The sequence below is a fragment of the Paenibacillus sp. FSL R5-0887 genome (assembly GCF_038002305.1).
Taxonomy (GTDB): Bacteria; Bacillota; Bacilli; order Paenibacillales; family Paenibacillaceae; genus Paenibacillus_AQ; species Paenibacillus_AQ odorifer.
This window is the reverse complement of record NZ_JBBOCE010000002.1, coordinates 423,450-447,710: the sequence shown is the minus strand read 5'-3', so window position 1 is coordinate 447,710 and position 24,261 is coordinate 423,450. Positions and strand designations below refer to the sequence as shown.

At 45.0% G+C, this 24,261-nt stretch carries 18 protein-coding genes; 17 read left to right on the top strand and 1 reads right to left on the bottom strand.

The genetic code is table 11. The features are described 5' to 3' along the window. The first annotated feature begins 36 nt into the window (after positions 1 to 36). Positions 37 to 843: an AAA family ATPase gene (locus MKY14_RS19905; RefSeq protein ID WP_179086790.1), complete on the top strand. Its 807-nt coding sequence runs from the start codon at positions 37 to 39 to the stop codon at positions 841 to 843. Positions 844 to 945: 102 nt separating this feature from the next. Here the strand turns inward: MKY14_RS19905 and MKY14_RS19900 are convergent, their stop codons facing one another. Beyond that, positions 946 to 1,983, bottom strand: a complete 1,038-nt coding sequence (locus MKY14_RS19900) for a LacI family DNA-binding transcriptional regulator (RefSeq protein ID WP_076279555.1) — start codon at positions 1,981 to 1,983, stop codon at positions 946 to 948. A 464-nt stretch (positions 1,984 to 2,447) separates the two neighbouring features. Between MKY14_RS19900 and MKY14_RS19895 the strand changes: the two genes are divergently transcribed. The 16 genes from MKY14_RS19895 (at position 2,448) to MKY14_RS19820 (ending at position 24,216) form a co-directional block, all read left to right on the top strand. Next, the gene (locus MKY14_RS19895) at positions 2,448 to 3,368 is read left to right on the top strand and encodes an ABC transporter permease (protein ID WP_340978041.1); all 921 of its coding nucleotides are present in this window, start codon (positions 2,448 to 2,450) and stop codon (positions 3,366 to 3,368) included. 17 nt (positions 3,369 to 3,385) lie between these two features. Next, positions 3,386 to 4,267: a carbohydrate ABC transporter permease gene (locus MKY14_RS19890; RefSeq protein WP_036675818.1), complete on the top strand. Its 882-nt coding sequence runs from the start codon at positions 3,386 to 3,388 to the stop codon at positions 4,265 to 4,267. A 61-nt stretch (positions 4,268 to 4,328) separates the two neighbouring features. Next, positions 4,329 to 5,942, top strand: coding sequence for an ABC transporter substrate-binding protein (locus MKY14_RS19885; protein WP_076193509.1), 1,614 nt, complete (start codon positions 4,329 to 4,331; stop codon positions 5,940 to 5,942). A gap of 57 nt (positions 5,943 to 5,999) precedes the next feature. After that, entirely contained in the window at positions 6,000 to 7,481 is a 1,482-nt protein-coding gene (locus MKY14_RS19880; RefSeq protein ID WP_076308021.1) for a glycoside hydrolase family 32 protein, read from the top strand. 21 nt (positions 7,482 to 7,502) lie between these two features. Next, the gene (locus tag MKY14_RS19875; RefSeq protein WP_076185347.1) at positions 7,503 to 8,396 is read left to right on the top strand and encodes an ROK family protein; all 894 of its coding nucleotides are present in this window, start codon (positions 7,503 to 7,505) and stop codon (positions 8,394 to 8,396) included. A gap of 94 nt (positions 8,397 to 8,490) precedes the next feature. Next, positions 8,491 to 12,294 (top strand): GH32 C-terminal domain-containing protein, encoded by a 3,804-nt coding sequence (locus MKY14_RS19870; RefSeq protein ID WP_340977160.1) that lies wholly within the window; start codon positions 8,491 to 8,493, stop codon positions 12,292 to 12,294. 308 nt (positions 12,295 to 12,602) lie between these two features. After that, positions 12,603 to 13,592 carry a LacI family DNA-binding transcriptional regulator gene (locus MKY14_RS19865; RefSeq protein WP_248547745.1) on the top strand — a complete coding sequence of 330 codons (990 nt, stop codon included), beginning with the start codon at positions 12,603 to 12,605 and terminating at the stop codon, positions 13,590 to 13,592. Between the two features lie 21 nt (positions 13,593 to 13,613). After that, positions 13,614 to 14,594, top strand: a complete 981-nt coding sequence (locus MKY14_RS19860) for an N-acetylglucosamine kinase (protein ID WP_076125294.1) — start codon at positions 13,614 to 13,616, stop codon at positions 14,592 to 14,594. Positions 14,595 to 14,637: 43 nt separating this feature from the next. Beyond that, complete coding sequence (locus tag MKY14_RS19855) at positions 14,638 to 15,936, top strand: 6-phospho-beta-glucosidase (protein WP_076308019.1); 1,299 nt, start codon at positions 14,638 to 14,640, stop codon at positions 15,934 to 15,936. Between the two features lie 24 nt (positions 15,937 to 15,960). Then, positions 15,961 to 16,887, top strand: a complete 927-nt coding sequence (locus MKY14_RS19850) for an ABC transporter permease (protein WP_076308018.1) — start codon at positions 15,961 to 15,963, stop codon at positions 16,885 to 16,887. Positions 16,888 to 16,946: 59 nt separating this feature from the next. Beyond that, the gene (locus tag MKY14_RS19845) at positions 16,947 to 17,837 is read left to right on the top strand and encodes a carbohydrate ABC transporter permease (protein WP_076125288.1); all 891 of its coding nucleotides are present in this window, start codon (positions 16,947 to 16,949) and stop codon (positions 17,835 to 17,837) included. A 33-nt stretch (positions 17,838 to 17,870) separates the two neighbouring features. Continuing rightward, positions 17,871 to 19,517 (top strand): extracellular solute-binding protein, encoded by a 1,647-nt coding sequence (locus MKY14_RS19840; RefSeq protein WP_076219658.1) that lies wholly within the window; start codon positions 17,871 to 17,873, stop codon positions 19,515 to 19,517. A gap of 38 nt (positions 19,518 to 19,555) precedes the next feature. Continuing rightward, a complete protein-coding gene (locus MKY14_RS19835; RefSeq protein ID WP_076308017.1) occupies positions 19,556 to 21,289 on the top strand; it encodes a family 10 glycosylhydrolase in 1,734 nt (577 codons plus the stop codon). A 266-nt stretch (positions 21,290 to 21,555) separates the two neighbouring features. Then, positions 21,556 to 22,839 (top strand): DUF1963 domain-containing protein, encoded by a 1,284-nt coding sequence (locus MKY14_RS19830; protein ID WP_076308016.1) that lies wholly within the window; start codon positions 21,556 to 21,558, stop codon positions 22,837 to 22,839. Positions 22,840 to 23,005: 166 nt separating this feature from the next. Further along, positions 23,006 to 23,335, top strand: coding sequence for a PadR family transcriptional regulator (locus tag MKY14_RS19825; RefSeq protein ID WP_036675798.1), 330 nt, complete (start codon positions 23,006 to 23,008; stop codon positions 23,333 to 23,335). A 14-nt stretch (positions 23,336 to 23,349) separates the two neighbouring features. Next, positions 23,350 to 24,216, top strand: a complete 867-nt coding sequence (locus tag MKY14_RS19820; protein ID WP_076125280.1) for a pentapeptide repeat-containing protein — start codon at positions 23,350 to 23,352, stop codon at positions 24,214 to 24,216. Positions 24,217 to 24,261: the final 45 nt, after the last annotated feature.

Genomic DNA, 24,261 nt, shown 5'->3' with positions numbered 1-24,261 from the left:
TTGAAAATAACCATTTTAAAGGAGCTTCAATAAATAATGAATAAAAGCAGCACCAATCAACGTCTACCCAGAGCAAAAGGGATTGATATGGGTACCTATTATACACCCAAAGAATGTGCCAAAAAGGTTAGACATCTCGTCCTACCCGATATGAATCGAAAGATTGTCGAAGAATTCATCACAATCTTAGGTATGAGGGAAAGATTTGAAGAGCATCGAGTTCCCATTCCCAATAAAGTGGTTATGTATGGTCCACCGGGCACAGGGAAAACACTGACGGCATTTTATATGGCTCAAATGCTGGAGCTTCCACTTATCCTGGTTCGACTTGATGCAATTATTCACAGCCATTTGGGCGAGACTGGAAGTAATATCCGGAAAATATTTGAGTATGCCAAAGCATCTCCTTGTGTTCTTTTCCTGGATGAGTTTGATGCCATTGCAAGAACACGGGAGAGTAATGACGAGGTTAAAGAAATGGCTCGTGCGGTGAATACACTGCTGCAATGTCTCGATGATTTTGGTGACAATAGCATTTTTGTAGCAGCGACGAACCTAGAAAATGAACTGGATAGAGCTATTTGGAGAAGGTTTGATACAAAAATGATTTATGCTAACCCGGATGAATCAAGTAGGCGTCAATATGTCGAACTGTTAATTAATGACTTTGAAAGTGAAGCTGGGCTGCTGGAGGAAACATGCGAACGTCTTTCCGGTTGCAGTTTTGCTGATATTGAACAAATTGTCCTGAAAGCGAAACGTAAGGCGATCATAGAGCATTGTCTGCTAAAAAGTGAGCATATTGTTCTTTCTTATGAAGAATACAATCCTTCCTTGAACTAAATGTGGGATTATAAATACAGGAAATTGTAATTGGAACAATTCAACGAAAAAAAAGAACCCCAGCGACGGAATTTTTAATCGCTTGGGTTCTTTTTAAATTCATCAACTGATATTAGGTGTAGATTCTCTTAGGATGAGTTTGGTATAAATATGAGAAACCTGATAGGGTTGCTTCGGATCATGAATTCGGGAAAGTAGCATTTCAGCTGCTTTGACACCCATCTGATTACTATAAATATGAACAGTGGTGAGATGGGGTTCTACAATGCTTGATTCAGGACCATTATCAAAACCACAAATGACGAGGTCATTAGGAATGGAAAGCATATTTTTGAGTGACTTCATAAAGGTAACCGCAATATAATCGTTAGCACACACGAAAGCAGAAGGAAGCTGATTGATTTGGCTTAGCTTAGCATCTGCCCACTCCGGACTCGAAAAAAATAGTCGATCGTCATCGAGAATACATTGTGAGAGATCGAGATGAATCCCAGATTCTATCAATGCGCGATTAAAGCCCACCCATCTTTCATTAAAACTCCTACAGTGATTATAGTCCCCGATGAACCCCAGTGATGTGTAACCGCCATCAATTAACTTTTTTGTAAGTTGATATGTGCTGTGTTCGTTTTCCATGAGAAGTACATCTGCTTGGAATTCAGGGTAGCAGATATCGGCAGAGCAGTCGATGAAAATAGTTGGAATGCCTAGACTTGTAATCAGCTTACTATATTCGGAATTGAACAACTCAATACAAATAATTCCGTCTACATTGGCGACATCAAAATTATTTGGAAGAGACAAGGACTCCTGATCAATGTCTCTTATAATGTGCATGGATAAATTATATCCTTCTGCACTGATTCGTTTCTCCATGCCACTGATCAGTTTCGATCCAAAGTGGGAAGTGTTAGGTAAGTTTTCTGTTAATAAAGCGATGTTTCCAGAGTTTCTTGGTTGAACACTCTCGGTGTCCATAAAAGCAAATTGTTTATATTTTAACTCTATCGCTTTCTTTATAACCTTGTTTCTGGTTTCATCAGGTATACCATTCGTTCCATTTAAGGCTTTGGAAGCTGTATTTCTAGAGATTCCTAAAGCATCCGCGATGTCTTGTATGGTTACTTTTTCCCTGGCCATCTATGTAATTCACCTCTATATTCTTGTTCTTAACCTTCGCCACAAATAGTGTACTATTTGTCATGATTCCAACTCTCTTTAATGTATATTAGTTTACTCAAAATAGCAATATAATATTTACAAATGCACAATTCAGTTTACATTTTACCAGTGGGTAAGTGTGCGAAAAAGGTAGTTTTGTTTTCGTTTTAATGAGAATATGTTGACTTAAAGTATGCAATCCTATTTAAATTGGCTGTATTTGTAATTTTGTAAAATTTAAAGCGTCATTTATGAACAAAATATTTTGTCATATGCACATAAATATTTTTACAAAATGTATTGACGAACGATTAAGTGTTTGGTAAATTGTAAAAGCAGCAGGACATAAGCCAATTGAAAGCCCTTACTGCATCAAGATATAAACATTGATAAGAACGGAGGTAAAGGCATTGCAAAACCTAATAGAAGCTGAACACAGAACAATGGTGACCAAACATAAGAGCTCCTTACTAGACTATCTAAAGAAATACTACTTTCTTTATATTTTGCTCGCACCAGCTGTGATCCTGACCCTGATTTTTAAATACGGTCCTATGTATGGTGCGATTATCGCCTTTAAAGATTTCAGCCCAATCAAAGGGATTATGGGGAGTGAATGGGTAGGCTTGTACAACTTCGAGAAATTCCTTTCATCCCCCAACTTCGAAGTTATCTTTATGAATACGCTTAAATTAAGTTTCTTCGGATTAATTCTGAGTTTTCCAATCCCAATCCTGCTTGCGTTGATGTTAAATCAAATTCGCCGTGCAGGCGTCAAAAAGAACATTCAGTTGTTCTTGTATGCACCTAACTTTATTTCTGTTGTCGTTGTGGTCGGGATGTTGTTTATCTTCTTGTCCCCAACGGGACCGATTAACCAGTTTTTTACCTGGCCTAAAGGTGAACCAATCATGTTCATGTCTCGTCCGGAGTACTTCCGTTCGATCTACATTCTTTCTGATATTTGGACCGGAGCCGGTTGGGCATCCATTATTTATGTAGCAGCACTTGCTAATGTCGATCCTGAGTTACATAATGCAGCCAATCTTGACGGCGCTAATCTTCTACAAAGAATACGCCATATCGATTTGCCAACCATTCGTCCAATTATGGCTATTGTATTTATCCTTGCAGCTGGTGGGATTATGTCCATTGGTTTCGAAAAAGCCTATCTCATGCAAACGGCGATGAACTTGCCAACCTCAGAAATCATTCCGACTTACGTTTATAAAATTGGTTTGCAGTCGGGCGATTATGCCTATTCAGCCGCAGTAGGGTTGTTTAACTCTATCATCAACATCGTCTTGCTCGTCACCGTTAACTTCACCGTGAAGAAACTGAATGAGGGCGAAGGTCTTTACTAAGAAAGGAGCAACAAGCTATGCCCATTAAACATTCCGGATTAGATCGCTTTATCGTCGTGCTGAACGCGATCTTCCTGACACTGGCTGTACTTATCATTGTACTTCCTTTGATTTATGTAGTGATTGCATCGTTTATGGATCCATCAGTTCTGCTCAGTAAAGGATTATCATTCAACCTTTCGGACTGGTCATTAGAAGGGTATATAAAAATTCTTTCTAATCCGGCCATGATCCGAGGTTTTGGAAACTCTGTTTTATACTCTGTTTCATTTGCTATGCTTACCGTTCTCGTCTCAATCTGTGCAGGGTACGCACTGTCTGATGACAGGCTCAAAGGAAAAGGATTCTTCATGACCTTGTTTATTATCACCATGTTCTTTGGAGGTGGGCTTATACCTACATACCTGCTCGTTAAGAACCTTGGTCTGCTTGATACAGTCTGGGCGGTGATTATTCCAGGGGCAGTCAATGTATGGAACATCATTCTCTCTAGAACTTTCTTCAAAGGAGTACCGAATGAAATGAAGGAAGCCGCTAATGTCGACGGAGCTTCGGAGATGCGGATTTTCTTCAGTGTCGTATTACCGCTCTCCAAACCGATTGTTTTCGTGCTCGCTCTTTATGCTTTTGTGGGCCAGTGGAATTCCTACTTTGACGCCATGATCTATTTAGATAATCCGAATCTTCATCCACTGCAGCTCGTGTTGCGGTCCATCTTGATCCAGAATCAGGTAGATCCGGGCATGATCAGCGATCAGCTCGCCATGGCGGAAATGAAACGATTGTCTGAAATCATCAAGTACGCTGCCATTGTTGTTTCCAGTTTGCCACTTATTGTTATGTATCCGTTCTTCCAGAAGTACTTTGAAAAAGGTGTTATGGTCGGTTCCCTTAAGTAGGAAACAGGCTGCACATAGATAAAGATTAATTCATTCATATCTAATTTGGAGGTCATACCCTATGAAAAGAATTAAGAAATCAAGAGTATCAACGAAAGTAGCTTCTGCATCTGTACTTGCTTCGTTTATGTTCCTTACTGCATGCGGTGGCGGAGGAGGAGGGGGAAGTGCAGCTAGTAAAGAACAGGACGCCAGCGGTAAAGTAACTTTGAACTTTATTACGCAAAGCTCTCCACTTGCACCCGTTGATCCAAATGAAAAACTGATTAATAAGCGTCTTGAAGAAAAGACGAATGTTCATATTAATTGGAAGAATTTCACGAAAGACGTATTTGTTGAAAAAAGAAACCTGGCTGTGGCAAGCGGCGATCTTCCTGATGCAATTTTTAATGCGGACTATAGCGACTATGAGCTGCTCAAGCTTGCTAAAGATGGTGCCATTATTCCGCTGAATGAGCTTATCGAGAACAATATGCCCAACTTCAAAAAGGTGCTGGAAGAAGCACCGGAATACAAGAGTATGATTACGGCACCAGACGGTAATATTTATGCCTTTCCGTGGATCGAAGAGCTGGGCAATGGCAAAGAAAGAATCCAGGCGGTAGACAGTATGCCTTGGATCAATGTGGAATGGCTTGAGAAGCTGGGCCTTGATATGCCTACAACAACAGAAGAATTAAAAGAAGTATTAATTGCCTTCAAGACAAAAGATCCAAATGGCAATGGTAAGGCTGACGAAATTCCTTTGTCCTTTATTAACAAGCCTGGAGCAGAAGATCTGGTTTTCCTATTTGCTTCATTCGGATTGGGGGAGAACCCCGACCACGCGGTTGTAAGCAATGATGGGAAGGTAATATTTACGGCGGCACAAGATGATTACAAAGAAGCCGTTTCTTTTATTAACGAGCTGTATAAAGAAGGACTCATTGATATTGAAGCCTATACACAGGACTGGAGTACTTACCTTGCAAAAGGGAAGGATCAGAGATACGGACTTTACTTCTCATGGGATAAAGCCAACATCACTGGAGCAAATGACATTTACGAGGTTATGCCTCCACTTGCTGGACCAGATGGTGAAGTTAACGTAACAAGAACGAACGCGCTTGGTTTGGGCAGAGGTAAGATGGTTGTTACTAGCGCCAATAAGAACTTAGAAACGACAGCGAAATGGGTTGATCAACTCTACGATCCGATTCAATCTGTACAGAACAACTGGGGAACGTATGGAGACGATAAACAGCAAAATATCTTCGAATTTGATAAAGAAAAAGAAATGCTGAAGCATTTGCCGCTGGAGGGTGCAGCTCCTGTAGAACTACGTGAGAAAACAAGTGTCGGTGGGCCCTTAGCTATCCTTGATTCCTATTATGGCAAATACACAACCATGCCGGATGATGCCAAAGGCAGAATGGATATTATCAAGAACATCATGGCGCCTAAAATGAAAGCAGAAAACGTAATGCCGAGTGTATTCCATTCTATTCAAGAGCTTGATCGCCTTACGACAATTGAGACGGATCTGTTTGCCTACGTGCTTAGAATGCGTACTGAATGGTACCAAAATGGTAAAGTCGAAGCGCAGTGGGATGAATATTTGAAAGAATTGGACCGTCTGGGCCTGCAAGAATGGCTTGAAATTAAACAAGGCGGCTATGACAGAGCAAGCAAATAATAAACTATAAATAATATGCGGTAAATGCCGTGTTCGGGAGTAAAGGAGAAAACAATAATGTCTACGATTGCGAAACAAAATTACCGCGGAGTGTATCATTTTTCCCCTAAGGAAAAGTGGATGAATGATCCAAACGGAATGGTTTATTTTGAGGGTGAATATCATTTGTTCTTCCAGCACCATCCAGGTGGAATGACTATGGGCGCTATGCACTGGGGCCATGCGGTCAGCAAGGATCTGGTTACATGGGAGGAGCTGCCTATCGCTCTTGCTCCAGATGAGTTAGGTATGATTTTTTCCGGCAGTGCCGTAGTTGACTGGAATAATACGACTGGATTTTTTGAAGATAAACCAGGTCTAGTAGCGATTTTTACACACCATTTGGATATGCCGGAAGGCAAGCCAGCCATTCAGCGTCAAAGCTTGGCTTATAGTAAGGATAACGGAAGAACCTGGACGAAATATGATGGAAACCCGGTGCTTGAACATGATACATTCATTGATTTCCGTGACCCGAAAGTATTTTGGAATAAAGATACTAATCAATGGGTGATGATTGTAGCTTGTGGTCAAACGGTGTGTCTATATCATTCTCCTGATCTGATGAACTGGACATTTGCCAGTGAATTCGGAGAAGGAATCGGTTCTCATGACGGGGTATGGGAATGCCCGGACTTGTTCCCGCTGGCCATTGATGGCGATCCTTCGAACACGAAATGGGTGATGCTAGTGAGCATCGGTGCGGATCCCGCTTTTGTGGAAGGATCAAGAACACAGTATTTTACAGGGGGTTTTGATGGAGAAGTGTTCACGCCAGATGAAGATTCGATAAAAGTCCGCTGGCTTGATTATGGAAGAGATAACTATGCAGGTGTAAGCTGGTCCGATATACCGGCGGAAGATGGAAGAAGGCTATTTATCGGCTGGATGAGCAACTGGATGTATGCTAACAAGACACCAGCAGAAGAATTCCGTGGCGCGATGACAATTGCAAGAGAACTTCAGCTCGAATCAAGACAAGGGGGAACCTTTCTTGTGCAGAAACCGGTCCAAGAGTTGGAATCAGCTCGTGTACAAGTCCTTTCCATAAAAAATGCAACGGTGCAAGAAATCAATACTCTTCTTAAAGAGATTCACTTGGAATCTTATGAGATTATAGCTGAGTTCGCTCGGGGTAAATCTGTAGGTTTCAAGGTAAGAGTTGGTGCGGATGAACAAACAGTGATCGGTATCAACGGTGAGACAGAGGAACTTTATGTAGACAGGAAGGCTTCGGGCCAGCATGATTTCCATGAACATTTCGTAGGACATCATTCAGCCAAACTCGCAGCGCTTGATGAGTCAAATGATCTCCGTATTTATGTGGATCGCTCTTCCGTTGAGGCGTTTAGTAATGGAGGCCAGGCAGTGATTACGGATCTTATATTCCCTGGACTAGAATCTAAAGGTATTGCTGTGTTTGCAGAAAATGAGAATGACTTGCTGATTTCCCTGGATATCTATGAGCTTACTCTCTCTGCTGAGCAAGACAAGAATTAGTCACCGAGAGGAGTCTTGTATATGCGTATAGGAGCGATTGAAGCTGGCGGAACGAAGTTTATATGTGGCATCGGGAATGAAAATGGGATCATTGAAGATCAGATCAGTTTCCCGACAGAACATCCTGAGTTGACGTTGCCCAAAGTTATTCAATATTTTCAAGACAAACCAGTAGAAGCTATCGGAATTGGATCGTTTGGTCCAATCGATATACGCCCAGATAGCCCGACGTATGGTTACGTTACAACAACACCAAAACCAGGTTGGGGAAATTACGATATGCTGGGCACTTTGAAAAGAAACTTTTTGGTTCCCTTTGGCTGGGACACGGACGTCAATGCAGCGGCATTTGGTGAAGCCAAATGGGGCGCAGCCCAAGGGTTATCCAGCTGTTTGTACTATACAGTTGGCACAGGTGTTGGTGTGGGAGTGTATTCAGAAGGCAAACTTATTCATGGTCTTGTGCATCCTGAAGGGGGTCATGTTCTTACAAGACGCCATCCTGAAGATGAATTCCCAGGGGGATGTCCCTATCATGGGGACTGCCTAGAAGGGATGGCGGCAGGTCCTGCTATTGAAGCAAGGTGGGGGAAGAAGGGACATGAACTTCCTATAGATCACCTTGCATGGGAAATGGAAGCATTTTATATTGCGCAGTCGATTACGGGTGCTATATTGCTTAACTCTCCTCAGAAAATCATTCTGGGTGGTGGTGTTATGCAGCAGTCACAATTGTTTCCACTTATTCGGCAGGCCGTGCTACAGAACCTGAACGGTTATGTCAGCTCAAGTACTATTTTGGAACACATAGATGAGTATATCGTTCCACCAGGACTAGGCCAACAGGCGGGATTATGTGGTGCTCTCGCTCTTGGACTCACAGCACTGGAAAGTCAGAGTTCTGCTCAATTGTAAAAGAATATAGAGAGGAGGTCAGTGCAATGAATTGGCCTCCTTCTTATTTTACAATAAAAGAAATGATTGATGATAGAAAAAGAGGGTGAAGAGGATGGTTAATAAGGGAAAAGTAGTTTTATCCTTTCTCATGGCAACAGGATTTGTTATGACTTCCGCAGGCATATATGTAGCCAATCCCGGTATGGGTTGGGCTGCGCCCGCTGATCAGGAGGTAAGTAAACAAGCTAAGGAGGGGCTTTCTATTTTTGAAAGCGTAACCAAAACAAACACAAACTTGACAGGTTGGCAAATAAAAGGAAAAGGTAAGTTGGCGGATACTGTGGAAGGGATTTTACTGACTTCCGATCCACAAGAAAATGTAATGGCAATCTCCGAAACGGTGTCAGAGGATTTTATCTATGAAGCTGATGTCATGATCAAGGATATGCAAGCGGACGCGACCTTATTGTTCCGTTCTAATGAAGATGGCTGGGGTTCCTACATGCTCCAAATTGTTCCGAATGCAGGTATGATCCGCTTACGAGACGCAAGTGATGGTGAAGGGAAATTAAAAGAGGAGCGGAAGGTTACTGTTAAGGCAGGAGAGATCTATCATCTCAAGGTGAAAGCAGAGGGTTCATCACTGAAAGTATATTGGGACAATGAATATAAACCTGTGATTGAGGTTCAGGATGATGCGTATCGTACTGGTAAGCTGGGACTCAATGTATGGAATGGTTCTGTTTTGTTCCAAAATATTATCGTAAGCGACCTGAAAGGGAATTTGGGTGCTGTGGTTACAAATAAAGGACAATGGCAGCCTAATATCAACGGCAAAAAAGGAATGGCAGTAAACCAGATGAAGTCACAGCAAATTTATAATAAACAAGCTGCTGATTTTGTATATGAAGGAAATCTATCTCTTCGTCCTGATTCTGTTGCAGCGCTCGCCTTTCGTTCATCGGCTGATGGAACAAAGGGATATGAAACAGCCCTGACAAAGGAAGGAAATCAGGTTCGTGTAAGTCTGACGAAAGCTAACGGAACAACGATTGCAAGTTCACAGCATACCTATCCAAGTCAGGCCGGAGCAAAACATCATGTAGAGATAAAGGCGAAGGGAAACAGAATTCAGGTCTTTCTAGACGGATACACCCCGGCCGCAATCGATCTAACAGATAAAACCTATACCGATGGATATGCAGGAATCGTTGTTAAACAGGGAACAGCTTACTTCCAGGATACCTATGTGACGGATGCCAGCAATTATTATAGTGAAAAATATCGTCCTCAATACCACTATACGCCAATTCGTGGTTCTGCCAGTGATCCGAACGGACTTGTCTACTTCGAAGGTGAATATCATCTATTCCATCAGGACGGAGGCACTTGGGCACATTCTGTCAGTAAGGATATGCTGAACTGGAAGCGGCTTCCGATTGCGCTGCCGTGGAATGATCATGGGCATGTCTGGTCTGGATCAGCTGTGGCAGATCTGACGAATGCATCAGGTTTGTTCGGGGATTCAGGAGGTAAGGGGCTGATTGCCTACTACACTTCCTATAATCCCGATGGCCCGAATGGGAATCAGCGTATCGGTCTTGCATACAGCAAGGACCAAGGTCGTACTTGGGAATATTCCAAGACGCGTCCAATGGTTATCGGAAATCCAGGCGATAATGGAGGGGAGCCGGGAGGCTGGGATTTCCGTGATCCGAAAGTGATTCGTGATAATGACAATAACAGGTGGGTAATGGTTGTATCCGGTGGAGACCATATTCGTTTCTTTACTTCAATGAATCTACTTGATTGGACCCTAACAGATAGTTGGGGATACGGGGAATATGTTCGCGGCGGTGTATGGGAATGTCCGGATTTGCTTCAGCTTTCGGTAGACGGAACATCACAGAAGAAATGGGTTCTGATGATTAGTACAGGAGCGAATTCAAAAACACGCGGATCAGATGCTGAATATTTTGTGGGTCATTTAACAGCGGAAGGTAAATTCGTTAATGATAATCCGGCAGGGAAAGTTTTGCGAACAGATTTTGGAAAAGAATTCTACGCTTCAATGTCTTTTTCGAACATGCCAGATCATCGCAGTGTAATGATGGCGTGGATGACAAACTGGGACTATCCGTTTGCTTTTCCAACAACCCATTGGAAAGGCGTACTGTCAATCCCAAGAGAAGTCTCATTAGTAACGACAAAAGATGGGATTCAGCTCGCTCAAAGCCCGATCAAGGAGTTGGAAACGCTACGTAGTCAGCTGTATTCTACTGCTAACAAAGAGGTGAGTCCTTCTTCTCAGAATCTATTGAAAGGGGTTACCTCTGGTGCATACGAAATTGAAGCTGAAGTAGAAATTCCAGCAGGTAGTCAGGTTAGTGAATTTGGCTTTAACGTTCGTGTAGGGGGAAGTCAAAAAACGGTTGTTGGATATAAACCTGGTGAGGGTCGGATTTTCGTGGATCGGTCTGCATCTGGTTTGACGGATTTTTCGAGTCTATTTAATACAAGACATGAAGCGGCAATGCAAACGGAGAACAAGCGAGTTAAGCTGCGTATCCTTGTAGATGAGTCTTCTATTGAGGTTTTTGGCAACAACGGTAAAGTTGTTTTCTCTGACGTCATTTTTCCGGATCCAGCCAGCAGAGCTTTGAGTTTTTACACCAAAGGAGGCAACGTAAAAGTCGTATCTCTGAAGGTGAATCAGTTAGGCTCTGTATGGAATCAGGAGACGGGCTCAGCTACCAAGATAATGATGGATACAAGTGATCGCGAACTGAGCAAGGGGCAAAGCGACATACTTTTGGCGATGGTAGAGAATGGTACCGGTAATGGGGCACAGCCGCTTAAATGGAATTCCAGTAACAAGGATGTTGTTGAACTAAACGTGGTGGATAAATCCCAGGCAACCCTTGTAGCTAAAAAAGAAGGCGAGTCTATCATTACCGTCTCTACTCCAAATGGGAAGACATCCGCTAGCTTATTAGTTAAGGTATCTGGGGGCGAATTTCATACGAACTTAAGTGGGTGGACTAAAGATCTATCTGCAGCCTCCTGGGTCATTGGTGAAAATGGGATTCGTGGAAATTACTGGAGTGACGCGAATTATATCGCAGAGAAGCAGGCAGGAGATTTTACTTATGAAGCAGAGATGATGTTAGGGAAATCCGGAGGAGCAGGCTCTATGTTGTTCCGTGCCAGCGAAGATGGACGCAGCGGATACTACTTAAATCTGGATCCGAATATGAAGTCCATCCGTCTGTTTTATAAAATCGACGGCCGTTTTGAAGAACGTCAGATTCTAGCAAAAGTTCCGACGTTCATTCAGCCGGGTCAAACCTACAAAGTGAAAATCGAAGCGAAGGGCCCGCATATCGTGGTTTATGTGGATGGGCAGAAAGTGATCGACCTGCAGGACGGCACATTTGCAGAAGGCCGCTTTGGACTACATGTATTTGGCGGATATGCTTCATATCAAAACGTTAACGTGAGCGGAGAAACACCTGCCGATCTATACACTTCCAGTCTAGTAAATGCAGAACTACAGAAATCCCTTTATACAGCAAATCTCGCAAATGGTGAAGCTGTTACACTGAAGGCTGCGAATGATTTTACGGATCAGAAGTGGGTATTCGTGCCGACGGGGGACGATGCAGGCTCCTATTCTATTCGTACAACAGCCGGTCAGGCGCTTGATCTAGACACAGGGCAAAATAAAATCCAGTTATACCCTTATCTCGGATATAACAATCAGCGTTGGATTTTTCACAAAAATGATGATGGTACCGTAAGTATTATTTCTGCTCATCATAAGAAAGCGTTGGAAGTATCAGCGGATGGGTCGACACTGTCCCTTAGCGAGCTTGATCCTACTCTTGATCGACAAAAATGGGTAATTACCAATTAACCTGAGGATGATAGAAGCAATGGAAGGGGGAATAGCGTGTCTAAAAAGCAACTTGTCTGCGGATGAGTTGCTTTTTGTTTTGGCTGCATTTTATGTATTGACGGATATTGGAAATGTAAGTAGAATGTAAATTAGTTAAAACCTTAAAACTTTTGTAAAGAATTTTGGTGTTCTTGATAAAGGCAAAGCTGACATTCAGTGTGCAATTTTCAATCAGGACATAGAAATATCACGAAAGGTAAGGTTTTTTATTTACCTAAAAAGTTTAATCGTTTAAACTTTCGGGTGACGGAGGTATGGAAGCTAAGATGAATATACATGATGTAGCCAAAAAGTCGGGACTCTCTGTAGTGACCGTATCCAGGGTGCTTAACAATTTACCATCTGTACGGGAAGCTAATAGACAGAAAGTACTGAAAGCTATGGAGGAATTAAATTATCAGCCCAATTCAGCAGCGCGGAGTCTTGTGAGAGGCAAAACGGGAGTCATCGGGATGTCGATTACCAACTTTAACGACTCTTTCTATGACCGGGTTATTCGCGTGGTGAACCGGAAGCTGGCGGCGCAAGGGTATTTTTTAGCCCTATCGATCGCCGAGAATGAGGATGAGGGCGATAATTTCCTGTTTCAGAAGGATCGCGTTGATGGAATTATCCTGTTGTCCCCACTTGAAGAAAAGGCATATGTAGAGGAACTGAAAAGAAAAAATATTCCGTTTGTATTGCTGGATAACCAGTTTCAGCATGAGGATGTGCCTAGCGTCGTGGTCGATAACTATCAAGGCGGGTATGAGGCTACAAAGCACTTGCTCGATCTTGGGCACACTCAAATCGCCTATATTGGCGGCCCTTCGGTATTTCTAAGTGTAGCGGAGCGTAAGCGCGGTTATGTCCAAGCGCTCGAGGATGCCGGGTTAACGCCATTCGGAACGGAATACTGCAGTTTTACAGTAAGCGGCGGCTATGAGGTGGCCAAGAGATGGATCCGCGAAGATAAGCTGCCGACAGCTTTTTTTTCCGGGGACGATTTTATTGCTCTTGGAATGGTTCAGGCTCTCCGGGAAGAGGGAATTCGAGTACCCCACGATATCTCAATTGTTGGATTTGATGATCAGCAGTTCGTAGGTGAATTTTACCCGCGGTTAACGACGGTCAGACAACCTGAGGCACAAATGGGCAATATAGGCGTTGATTTACTACTAAAAATGATCAACGGGGAGGTGATGCCGCCCGCTGTAACGAAGCTTGCTCCGCAGCTACTCATTCGTGAATCCACCGCATCTGTTAGATTACCTTGAATTTTAGGAGTGAAATCATCCGTGAAGTATTTTTTGGGAGTTGATGCAGGAGGCAGTAAAACCCACGCAATGATTGCAGATGAACAAGGGAAGGTCATCGGAGTTGGCAAGGGTGGGATCGGAAATCATCAAATAAACCGTGAGCAGGCGGTGAACAGTTTGCAGCAGGCCATATCGGAAGCAATTATGGCGTCAGGGCTGACCAAGGATCAGCTGGATTACTCCTGGTTCGGCTTAGCGGGAGCGGACAGAGAGGCTGATTTCCGGATTTTGCGACCGATCATCAGCAGCTTTGATCTTCCCCAAACTGAGATTTCCTGCGACACCTGGATTGCCTTGCGGTCAGGTACAGAGAAGAACTACGGGATCGTGCTGATTTGCGGATCAGGCGTGAACTGTAGTGGTAAAAATCCGTTGGGTGCTACATACCAATGTGGTGGATTCGGCTACCGGTTCGGGGATTATGGCGGTGGCTATGATTTAAGTATTGAGGTATTCCGTAGCGTCCTTCGGGCGGATGAGGGAAGAGAGAAGGAGACGGTCCTAACCGAACGCTTAACGGAATTGTTGGGCTATTCCAATGTTTCGGAGCTAAGAGAGGATTACCTGGATCATTTCAGAGACCTGCCTCCCCATATTGCTGAACTATTGTTTCAAGCGGCAGAGGAAGGGGACCAGGTTGCCACCGAGCTGCTGGTCAAGCAAGGGGATGAGCTGGGTTTGGCCGCGGCATCGGCCATCCATCGCTTGGGCATGGAGGAGGACTTCTTCGACATCGTACTTGCAGGCAGCCTGCTGACAAAGGGAGACCGCTCAGGCATCATCCGGCGGGCCATTGAGAGAAGAGTGAAGTTGTCGGCTCCGAATGGCACTTTAAGGATTTTGACCCGGGAGCCGGTTGTAGGATCGGTCGTTCTGGCTATGGAAAGCAGCGGTATGCGTGTAGATCAGAAGGTTCTAGATAATCTATCACAGGGGAAAGTACTGAACACAATAGGCTAGTTTTTATAAGACCAAAATGAAAAAGATGAAGGAAGGGTCTATCATGGAGGAAACATTGAAGCTGGTTGTCATCGGAGCGGGATCATCGTATACGCCTGAGCTTATTGAAGGCATCATCCTGCATCACCAAGAGCTTCCCATTCGCGAAGTATGGCTGGTGGATATTGAGGAGGGAAGGGAGAAGCTGCATACGATTGCAGAACTGAGCAAACGCATGATTGCTGAGTCCGGACTGCCGATTACCGTGGTCCAGACGCTTGAGCGCAGGGAAGCCATTGCCGGAGCGGACTTTGTATGTACGCAAATCCGGGTAGGCATGCTGGAAGCGCGCAAATGGGATGAATTAATTCCGCTTCAATACAATGTCATCGGCCAGGAGACTACAGGTCCCGGAGGGATGATGAAAGGCCTACGGACTATCCCGGTCATTCTGGATATTTGCAAAGACATTGAGGAGCTGGCTCCGGATGCCTGGTTGCTGAATTTTACGAATCCGGCCGGTATGGTGACTGAAGCTGTTCACAAATACTCATCGGTAAAAAGCGTAGGCTTGTGCAACTCGCCGATTGGTTTTCAAAAGTGGCTCTCCGAATTCTTCAGACTTCCTATGGAGAAAATCTACGCGGAGTTTGTCGGCATCAACCATCTGCACTGGGTATCCGATATCGTGATTGATGGTAAAAGCAAGCTGCAGGAGCTCATTGATTACCCGCAGAGCTACAAGGCGAGCAATGTGCCGTTTGATTCCTGGGACTACCGGTTTCTGAATGCTTTGAAAGCGATTCCCTCTTATTACCTGAGCTATTACTATATGACGGACGCGATGCTTGCGGAACAGAAGGAAGCAGCAGCAACGACTGGATCGCGCGCTGAGGTAGTGAAGAAGGTGGAGGAAGAGCTGTTTGAACTGTACCGGAACGTAGAGCTGAAGGAAAAGCCCAAGCAGTTGGAACAGCGCGGCGGAGCCTACTACTCGGAGGCGGCAGTGCTGCTGATGCGCTCCATTTATAATGATTCCCGCGATATCCAGACGTTGAATGTAAGGAATAACGGAATGATTGACTTCTTGCCGGACGATGCCTCTATTGAGGTGAACTGTATGGTAACCAAGCAAGGCCCGCTGCCGATTCCGCTGCGTATAATTCCTCAGCCCATCAAAGGCTTGCTGGCCGCGGTCAAGCAATACGAGAGCCTCACCATCGAGGCGGCTGTGCACGGAGACCGGGATATAGCCCTACAGGCTATGGTTCATCATCCGCTCGTGCCTTCGGTCACCGTAGCTGAACAACTGCTGGATGAAATGCTGGAGAAGAACAAATCGTTGTTGCCGTTGTTTCACTAGAATCGTCCAGAGGAGGAAAAGCGGATGAACACGGCCGAGAAACCGCGTAGATGGAAGAAATTTATCAGTCAATTGGATTTGCAGTCCATGGTTTGGCCGGGAATTATCTTTGTATTCATTTTTAGCTACATTCCGATGTATGGCGTGGTTATGGCATTCCAGCAATACGATATTTTTGGCGGCATTATGAAGAGCCCCTGGGTTGGATTTATGCATTTCAGAATGTTCTTCGAGGCGCCGGAGTTCTGGAATGTGATGCGAAATACCCTTGTGATTAGCATGCTTAAATTGATTATCTCTTTTCCTGCCCCGATTCTTCTTGCACTGATGCTGAATGAAATCGGGAATATGGGCTTTAAACGGATTATCCAGACCGTCAGCTATTTACCTTATTTCCTGTCCTGGGTTATTGTATCCGGTTTTGTATTTTCGCTGTTATCCGTTGATAACGGAACGGTGAACTATTTGCTGGAGCGATTCAATTTGGTAGGGGAGCCAGTTAACTTCCTGGCGTTACCCAAATACTTTTGGTCGATTCTAGTAAGCGTAAATGTATGGAAAGAGGTCGGATTCGGGAGCATTGTCTACCTGGCCGCGATTGCAGGTATTGATCCAACCCTATATGAGGCCGCTTCTATAGATGGAGCAAGCCGGTTTAAGCAAATTCACTTGATTACACTCCCCAGCATTACCCCCATTATCATTATCTTTATGATTCTTGCCATCGGCAGTCTGCTCAGTGCGGGCTTCGAGGACATTTTGCTGCTGGCAACCAATCCAATTCTGCGACCCTACTCCGATGTTATCGACACCTATGTGTACCGTGTTGGGATTTTAAATGCCAGATTCTCTTATGCGACAGCGGTAGGGCTATTCAAGGCGGTGATCAGTGTCATTCTGCTAGTGACGGCCAACAAAATCGCTCGCCGGGCAGATGTTAGTCTCTGGTAGTACTACTACTCATAGCGAATGCTTCCGATGCTCCATAAACCTTTTAGGAGGGGTGAACAATGAGACTAAGCCTAGGCGACAAAATCATGCAGCGGAGTATTTATATCCTTTTGACGCTGCTGGCGTTACTCATGCTATACCCGTTTTGGAACGCGTTGGTCATTTCCTTTAATCTAGGGAGCGATACGGCGCTCGGCGGTGTAACCTTGTTACCGAGAGCTTTTACCCTGGAAAATTATTATATTGTGTTTCAGGATCAACGCCTGCTGAATTCTTTTCTGATCACCATTCTTAGAACGTTAAGCGGCACGGCATTGTCTGTCTTTTTCACGGCACTGTTAGCCTACGGAATGTCCAAGAAGACATTGCTTTTTCGAAAACAATATATGGTGTTCTTCATGATTACGATGTTCTTCAGTGGAGGGCTCATCCCTAGTTATTTACTAGTTCGCTCTTTGGGTATGCTGGACACCTTTTGGGTGCTGATTATCCCCGGCATCATCAGTGTCTGGAACATGATTGTCATCCGCACCTTCTTCCATGCTCTGCCGGAGGGGTTGGAGGAATCTGCCAAAATCGACGGCAGCAGCAACTACGGCATTTTTTTCCGAATCGTCATTCCCGTCTCCGGCCCGGTGCTGGCCACGATTGCTTTATTCACCGCAGTAGGTTACTGGAATGACTGGTTTACGGGAGCGATCTATATTACAAAGGATCACTTGCTCCCTATACAGACCCTGCTGCGCCAGATTATGAACTCCAACATCATGACCCAAATTGGCTCATCGAATGCTATCGCGCTGGATCATATGAACCGGAATCGGACGATTACCACGAAGTCACTGACTATGGCTACGATGATGATCGCTACCATTCCAATTATCCTTACGTATCCTTTTCTCCAAAAGTACTTTGTTAAGGGCGTAATGATTGGTTCGATGAAAGAATAGCAGTCTCCATATTATGTAGAAAGAAGGGAAAAGATGCGCAATCGTATGAAATGGGTATCTCTTTTGCTGACTTCACTGGTGCTTCTTCTCGCTGCCTGTAGCGGAGGAGGAAATTCTAACACTTCACCAAACACAAGCGAGAAAAATCTGAATACTGAGGCCGCCACAGATGACGGCAGCGGGATCAAGCCCGTCACCTTCAGCTTCTATGGAAACTATGACTGGCTTACGACATCACCCTGGGGGGATAATGAGGCGACAAAATGGATTCAGGAGAACCGTAAGGTTACTGTTGAACCCATACAATCCGGAGGAGCGGCCGGAGAAAAGCTCAACACGATGATCGTCGGCGGTGATTTACCGGATGTCATTTTTACTGACCGGGGATCCTCAGTGGAGCGGCTGGTGCAGGCAGGACAACTCGTTGCGCTGGATGATTACTATGAGAAGTATCCGAACTTCAAGAAATATGTGAAGGAATCCACCCTGAATTTGCTCCGTTCAGAAGACGGGAAAATCTATCAAATCCCGAACTGGTATACATCCGGGCAATTCGGCAACGGCGGATGGATGGTGAATAAAGATATTTATAACGAACTCGGCAGACCGGCGCTGGAGACCTTTGATGATTTGTATCAATATTTGCTTAAGGTGCAAGAAAAGTATCCGGATGTAGTACCTCTGGAGGTTGGGGAGAAGGGGGCAGGTCTGGAAATTATGTATGGTGGTTTTAAGGAGAACTCCACCAGTAAGTTTATTTCACTCATGGGATATCCGGATGGCGACAAGCTGTCATCTATCTTGGATGATCCTGCTTACGAAGAGATGGTGCTGTATATTAATAAGCTGTATCGTGAACGGCTGATTACGCAGGATGCACTGCAGCAAACCCAGGATGCGGTCAAAGAAAAGGTCAATACCAACCGGGTAGCAGTCATGGTCGAATCCAATATCACTACGTATGGAGCCGAGGGACACCGGGCACTGACAGCGAATAATCCGGACAGCGGTTATGAGATTATATGGCCGATTCATAAATCCGGACTAGACAAAACACGAGTGTTTGTAAGCGGCTTTGAGACGCTGGGTTGGAACGTTAATGTCATTACGAAAAAGGCCAAGGATCCAGAGGCCATCTTCGCTTATTTTGACTGGATTACGGGTCCGGAGGGGCAGAAGGTGCTTTTCTTCGGTCCTAAAGGCTTGTACTGGGATGAAGAAGATGCGGACGGAGCTCCAATCCCGAACGAGAAATACAAGACGACTCCTGCTAACGAGCGTACGGAAACGATGCGGAAATTCGAGGACTTTAACTGGGCGGGAAATACGACCTTTATTGATACGGCGAAAATGAGCCTCGAGGCGCTGCTTTCCGCGAACCAGAAATCCTGGGAGACCGTGGCGCAGTCCACGGTGACCTGGAAAACCGCGTTGGATATCACAGAGTTTGTAAATACCGATCCGATTCCGGATACGGAGATCGGCATCATCGCACAAAATATCGGGGATATTTATACCCTTGCTTACGCCCAGATGGTTCAGGCGAAGTCGGATGAAGCGGTGCTGTCGGCGCTAAAGACAGCTAAAAAGAACACCGAAAAAGCGGGGCTTGCTAAGCTGCTTGAATTCAGAACCGAAAAATGGCAGGAAAATGTTAAGAAAATCAACGCGACGAAATAAGACTATTTATAAAATCTTATAATTGTGGAGGCGAGATTATGGCATTTGCGTTGAGATCGAGGTTCATAGCACTGTTAAGCATCGTGTTGGTTTCTTCGATAGCCGGTGGTTCCGTTCCTGTTATGGCCGAAGAGGAGAGTAACCCCCCTTTCGAAACGGAAGTTATTGTACGGACCGTAAACCAGTTTAAGAACATGGCGGATGTCCAGAATTTCATCGCGCTCTCTACAAGCTATGGCGTCGATGTTATTAGCATGAACGTGAAGCAGGATGAAGATGATGAGGTTCCGTCTGGAAGTGTATTTTATCAGAGTGATATCGCACCAATTGCCCAAGGCTACCAGAATTTCGATGCCCTGCAGGCTGTCATTACGGCAGCCCATGCTGTAGGAATCAAGGTTCATGCCTGGATTCCGCAGTTCCATGATCAGCAGGCTTTCCTGGAGCACGATGAATGGCAGATGCAGGTGCTGGTTGACGGGGTTCAGACACCGTTTACAGGTTCTAACGGCAACGAATACTTCGTCAATCCGATTCACCATGAAGTGCAGGAGTATGAGCGTTCCATTATTCAGGAAGTAATCGAGAATTATGATGTGGATGGCGTTGTGCTGGATTGGATCCGCTTCGACAATTACAACATGGACGTCAGTGATTACACGGCCCTGAAGTATCAGGCGCAGTTCGGGTATTCACCGCTCAGCATTGACTTCGAGACAGATTCGCCTCAGCGTGAGCAGTGGAATGAATGGAGAACCGAACAAATCGGACAGTATGTGGGCGATATCCGTCAGGATATCACACAGTCCTCGAAGCCGGATGTGCAGCTCGGCGTGTATATTTTGCCGCCAGAATTCATTGAAGTTGGGCAGAATGTAGCCAAATTCAAGGATGATATCGACTTTGTTGCACCAATGGCGTACTTTGATGACTGGGAGTTCAACAGTGATTGGGTATACAGCACTTCCTACGGAATCCTGAAGGATACGAGCGACCGGATTAGCGGCAGTGACGTGGAAATTGTTGCGACGCTGGATAATGACTGGACAGATGATCAATATCAGGAGATTTACAAGGGAATCCGCGAGAATTATCCAGGTGTGAAGCGTCTGTCGTTCTTTGCTTACGGGGCCTGGCCAGAAGATGAGCTAGCCAATATCAAAGAACGTGAAACCTGGCCTACGCCAGGCTGGACGCCTCCGGTAGAACAAGACTATCCGGCTCAATTACCAGCAGGGTGGAAGGCGCGAAATATTGGTTCCATGCCGGGGAACGTTACCTACAATTCTTCCAATAAGCAATTTACACTCAGCAGCAGCTCTACGGATATCTGGGGAAATGGAGATCAACTGAATTATATATACCAATCCGTGCGGGGCGATGCGGAGATTATTGTTAAAGTGCAGTCCACTAGCCGATTGGACGGCTGGGCCAAGGCCGGCATTATGATTCGGGAGTCGCTGGGTCATAATTCGAAGCACGCAGATATGATGCTTACCCCCGAGAATGGGGCCACCTTCCAGTATCGTGCAGAGACTGCGGGCAATATGGTTGATCAGACTGCGGCTGCCTCGGCTCCAAGATGGCTAAAGCTGACCCGAAGTGGAAATACCTTCAAAGGGGCTATTTCGACGAACGGGAATAACTGGCAAACGGTCGGAACTGTTCAGATTCCGATGAACCGCAAGGTGTATATTGGCATAGCACTTAGCAATCCCGGGGATGACTCGAGGAATAAGGCTGTGTTTGGAAATGTGAAGATTACGGATTAAGCCTAATACAAGGGCACCGGTTCTTCTTTATCCGGGGGAGTTTTCGTTTATCAGGTTAACCAGAAATATTTGGTTGACCTTTTTTTGTTTCCGTTTAAGGTGATGGTGGGGGATATATCCAATTGAAATCTGAAATGAATTTAAAGCTGCTAAATCCGGTGATATATTTAATGCAGCTAATTCTATAATATAGCTAATTCTATAATGCAGTTTAGCTTATTAATAATAGTCTTTGAGAATAACTTATACAGAATAGGAGAGATACGATGAGCGAGCGTATACCCTGCCAAACCTCAGGCTGCAAGGGAAGCATACTTCCTGCAACTGCTTTAAAGACGGGGGGAATCTGCATGCCCTGTCATCAAAGGAAGCTTGCGCTGGAGCAAAAGGCTTATATTGAACAAAATCGAAAAGACATTGATTTGTACGCAGGTGTGAATGATCCGGTTGAAATTCTTAAAATCATGCACAAACCGCGGAGATGGAGCCCGCTTGAACACGAAATCTCATATCACAAAACCGCGCAAGAGTTGTATCGTCAACTGACTGAAAGCGAAAGGGAGCGATTGGAATCCTACGCCATTGAATTGATGGAAGAAGATGATTTTGACCAGGCTGAGGCTATTTTACTGTCGCTTATATGTTTTTCAAGTGCGTTCATTGAACGGGGGCTGGAGGTTTTTTTTCACAAAGGGAAGTATTATCCCGGTATTCTCTATAAAGAAGCGGGTCAGGAGATCCGCGATATGATCATTCATCAGTTAGAGCATGACTCGGAAAACCGTAATCATTTGCTGCTTGCATTGGCCTGGATTGGCGATAAAGAGGTTGTACGGCAGTTCGAGACATGGCGGCAGCATCCGCCTCGATGGACATCGGAGTTAAATGTGGCTCCGGAAACCTATGCTCACGAAGCAGGATGGGAATTAGATCCCGACGGTGGGAAAAGGCTGCTCTTTTACCCCGAGAGTTATCATTTTGAAGTAAACAGGGACGGAAAAAATGAGCTGGATCGGGATCATACGGCGGTAGCGGCGCTGCAGGAGGGTGAGCATTCCTGCCCTTGGTGTGGCGGTAAATTGACAGTGCTGTTTGATTACGATTTGCAGAATCCACTGGTTCAATTTATGAAGCTTTCCGGCCAGCGGTTAAGGGTTGCAGCTTGCATGCATTGTAATTGTTATGGCACCGTGTTTATGAAAGCGGAGCTGGATGGCCAATATTCGTGGAGTGAATATAATACCGTTCCTGATTTTTTGCCTGCAAATGAAGACAGGGAAGAAATAGCATGGCATGCCATGCAGCTATCGGAACGGCAGATGGGAACCTATGAAAATTCGTATTGGATGCTTGAGGCGCCTGCGTCGCAGATTGGAGGACATCCGGCTTGGATTCAGGATGCGGAATATCCTGTGTGCCCTTGCTGTTCGACGACGATGAAGTTTATTGCCCAAATGGACATGGAACAGGCCGAGGACAGCGAGGGGATTTATTATGCATTTTTGTGTGAGGGTTGCCGGCAGGTAGCTGTGAATTACCAGCAGACATAAATTAACTTATTTCTGGTTAGCGTAAATTGGAACTTCAGACTTAAAAGAGAAAAATGCTGTCTTAGACAACTAAGGACGGCATTTTTTTATTTTGTATAAACATGATGATCAAAGTACCTTGACTGTCACAGTAGTATGATATACAATGCGATTATGAGGTGATGAAATGAGTGAGAACAAAATCACATCCGATCTGCTGCGAGGGCATACCGATACGATGGTATTACGGCTCTTGTCCGAAGCCGATCGTTATGGATATGAAATCGTCAAATTGATTGCTGAGCGTTCCGGAGGCGAGTATGAATTAAAAGAAGCTACGATGTACTCCAGCGTCCGGCGGCTTGAGGCAGACGGTGACATTGAATGGTATTGGGGGGATGAGTCTCAGGGGGGACGACGGAAGTATTTTCGGATTACCGAGAAGGGGAAAGCTGTTTACGCCAATAACAAGACTAATTGGGAGTACGCAAAGCGTGTGCTTGAAAACTTATTATAAGGAGACTTGATAATATGAATGAGAAATTAAACATGTATTTAAATGGCGTATTCGCACCCTATGACGGGATAAAAAGCGTTGCTGAATTAAAGAGTGACCTCCTTTCCGATTTGCAGGAGCGGTTCAGTGAACTCAAGGCTGAAGGCAAGGATGATGAAACGGCGTTTAAGATGACGATAGACAGCATCGGCGACATTGAACAGACGGTGCAGGAGGTTGCCAATCTCTCCCGTTCACTTGAGCGGCAGGTGGTGACGAGCTTTAGGGCGAGCAACTTATCGAAGAGTGATTTTGCAGGCGTTACCGCCCATAAAGGGGATTTTAAAGTGAGCGCGTTGCGGGGTTCCGATTTTACAGGCGCTGACTTGACCGGCAGTTCTTTCGCGGGCAGTGACGTAGGCGAGGCCAAGTTCGACAGCGCTAATCTGACCGACTGCAATCTGTCCGGCATTGAACTCGCAAATGCGAGCTTTCACAAATCTATTCTTGTTCGCACCAACTTTAGCTCATCAGGACTTACAGGGGCGAAATTTATCAGTGCAAGACTGACCGACGTCAAGCTGTGTACGACTGATCTCACGAAAACAATCTTTGAGAACTGTATCTTTGACGGTGTGGAATTTAAAACCTCTGATCTGCGGGGATTATGTTTTGACGGCCAGACCTTTATCGGGGTCAAGTTTGAAAAGTCGGCGCTGAACGATATTTCGTTTAGAGGTGCGACGTTAAAAAATGTGTCATTCCTCTCCGGGTTTTCGTTATCCAAGAAGTTTTATCGTGCAATCAAAACGATCAACTTTGACGGTGCAATGATGGATAAGTTGACCTTCGCTGCGCTCAAAGGCATGGAAGCTGATTTGACAAAGGTTACAGTCCTATAAGCCTGAGCTTCCGAAGTGAGTTTTGCGGGGAGAATTCCATGAAGA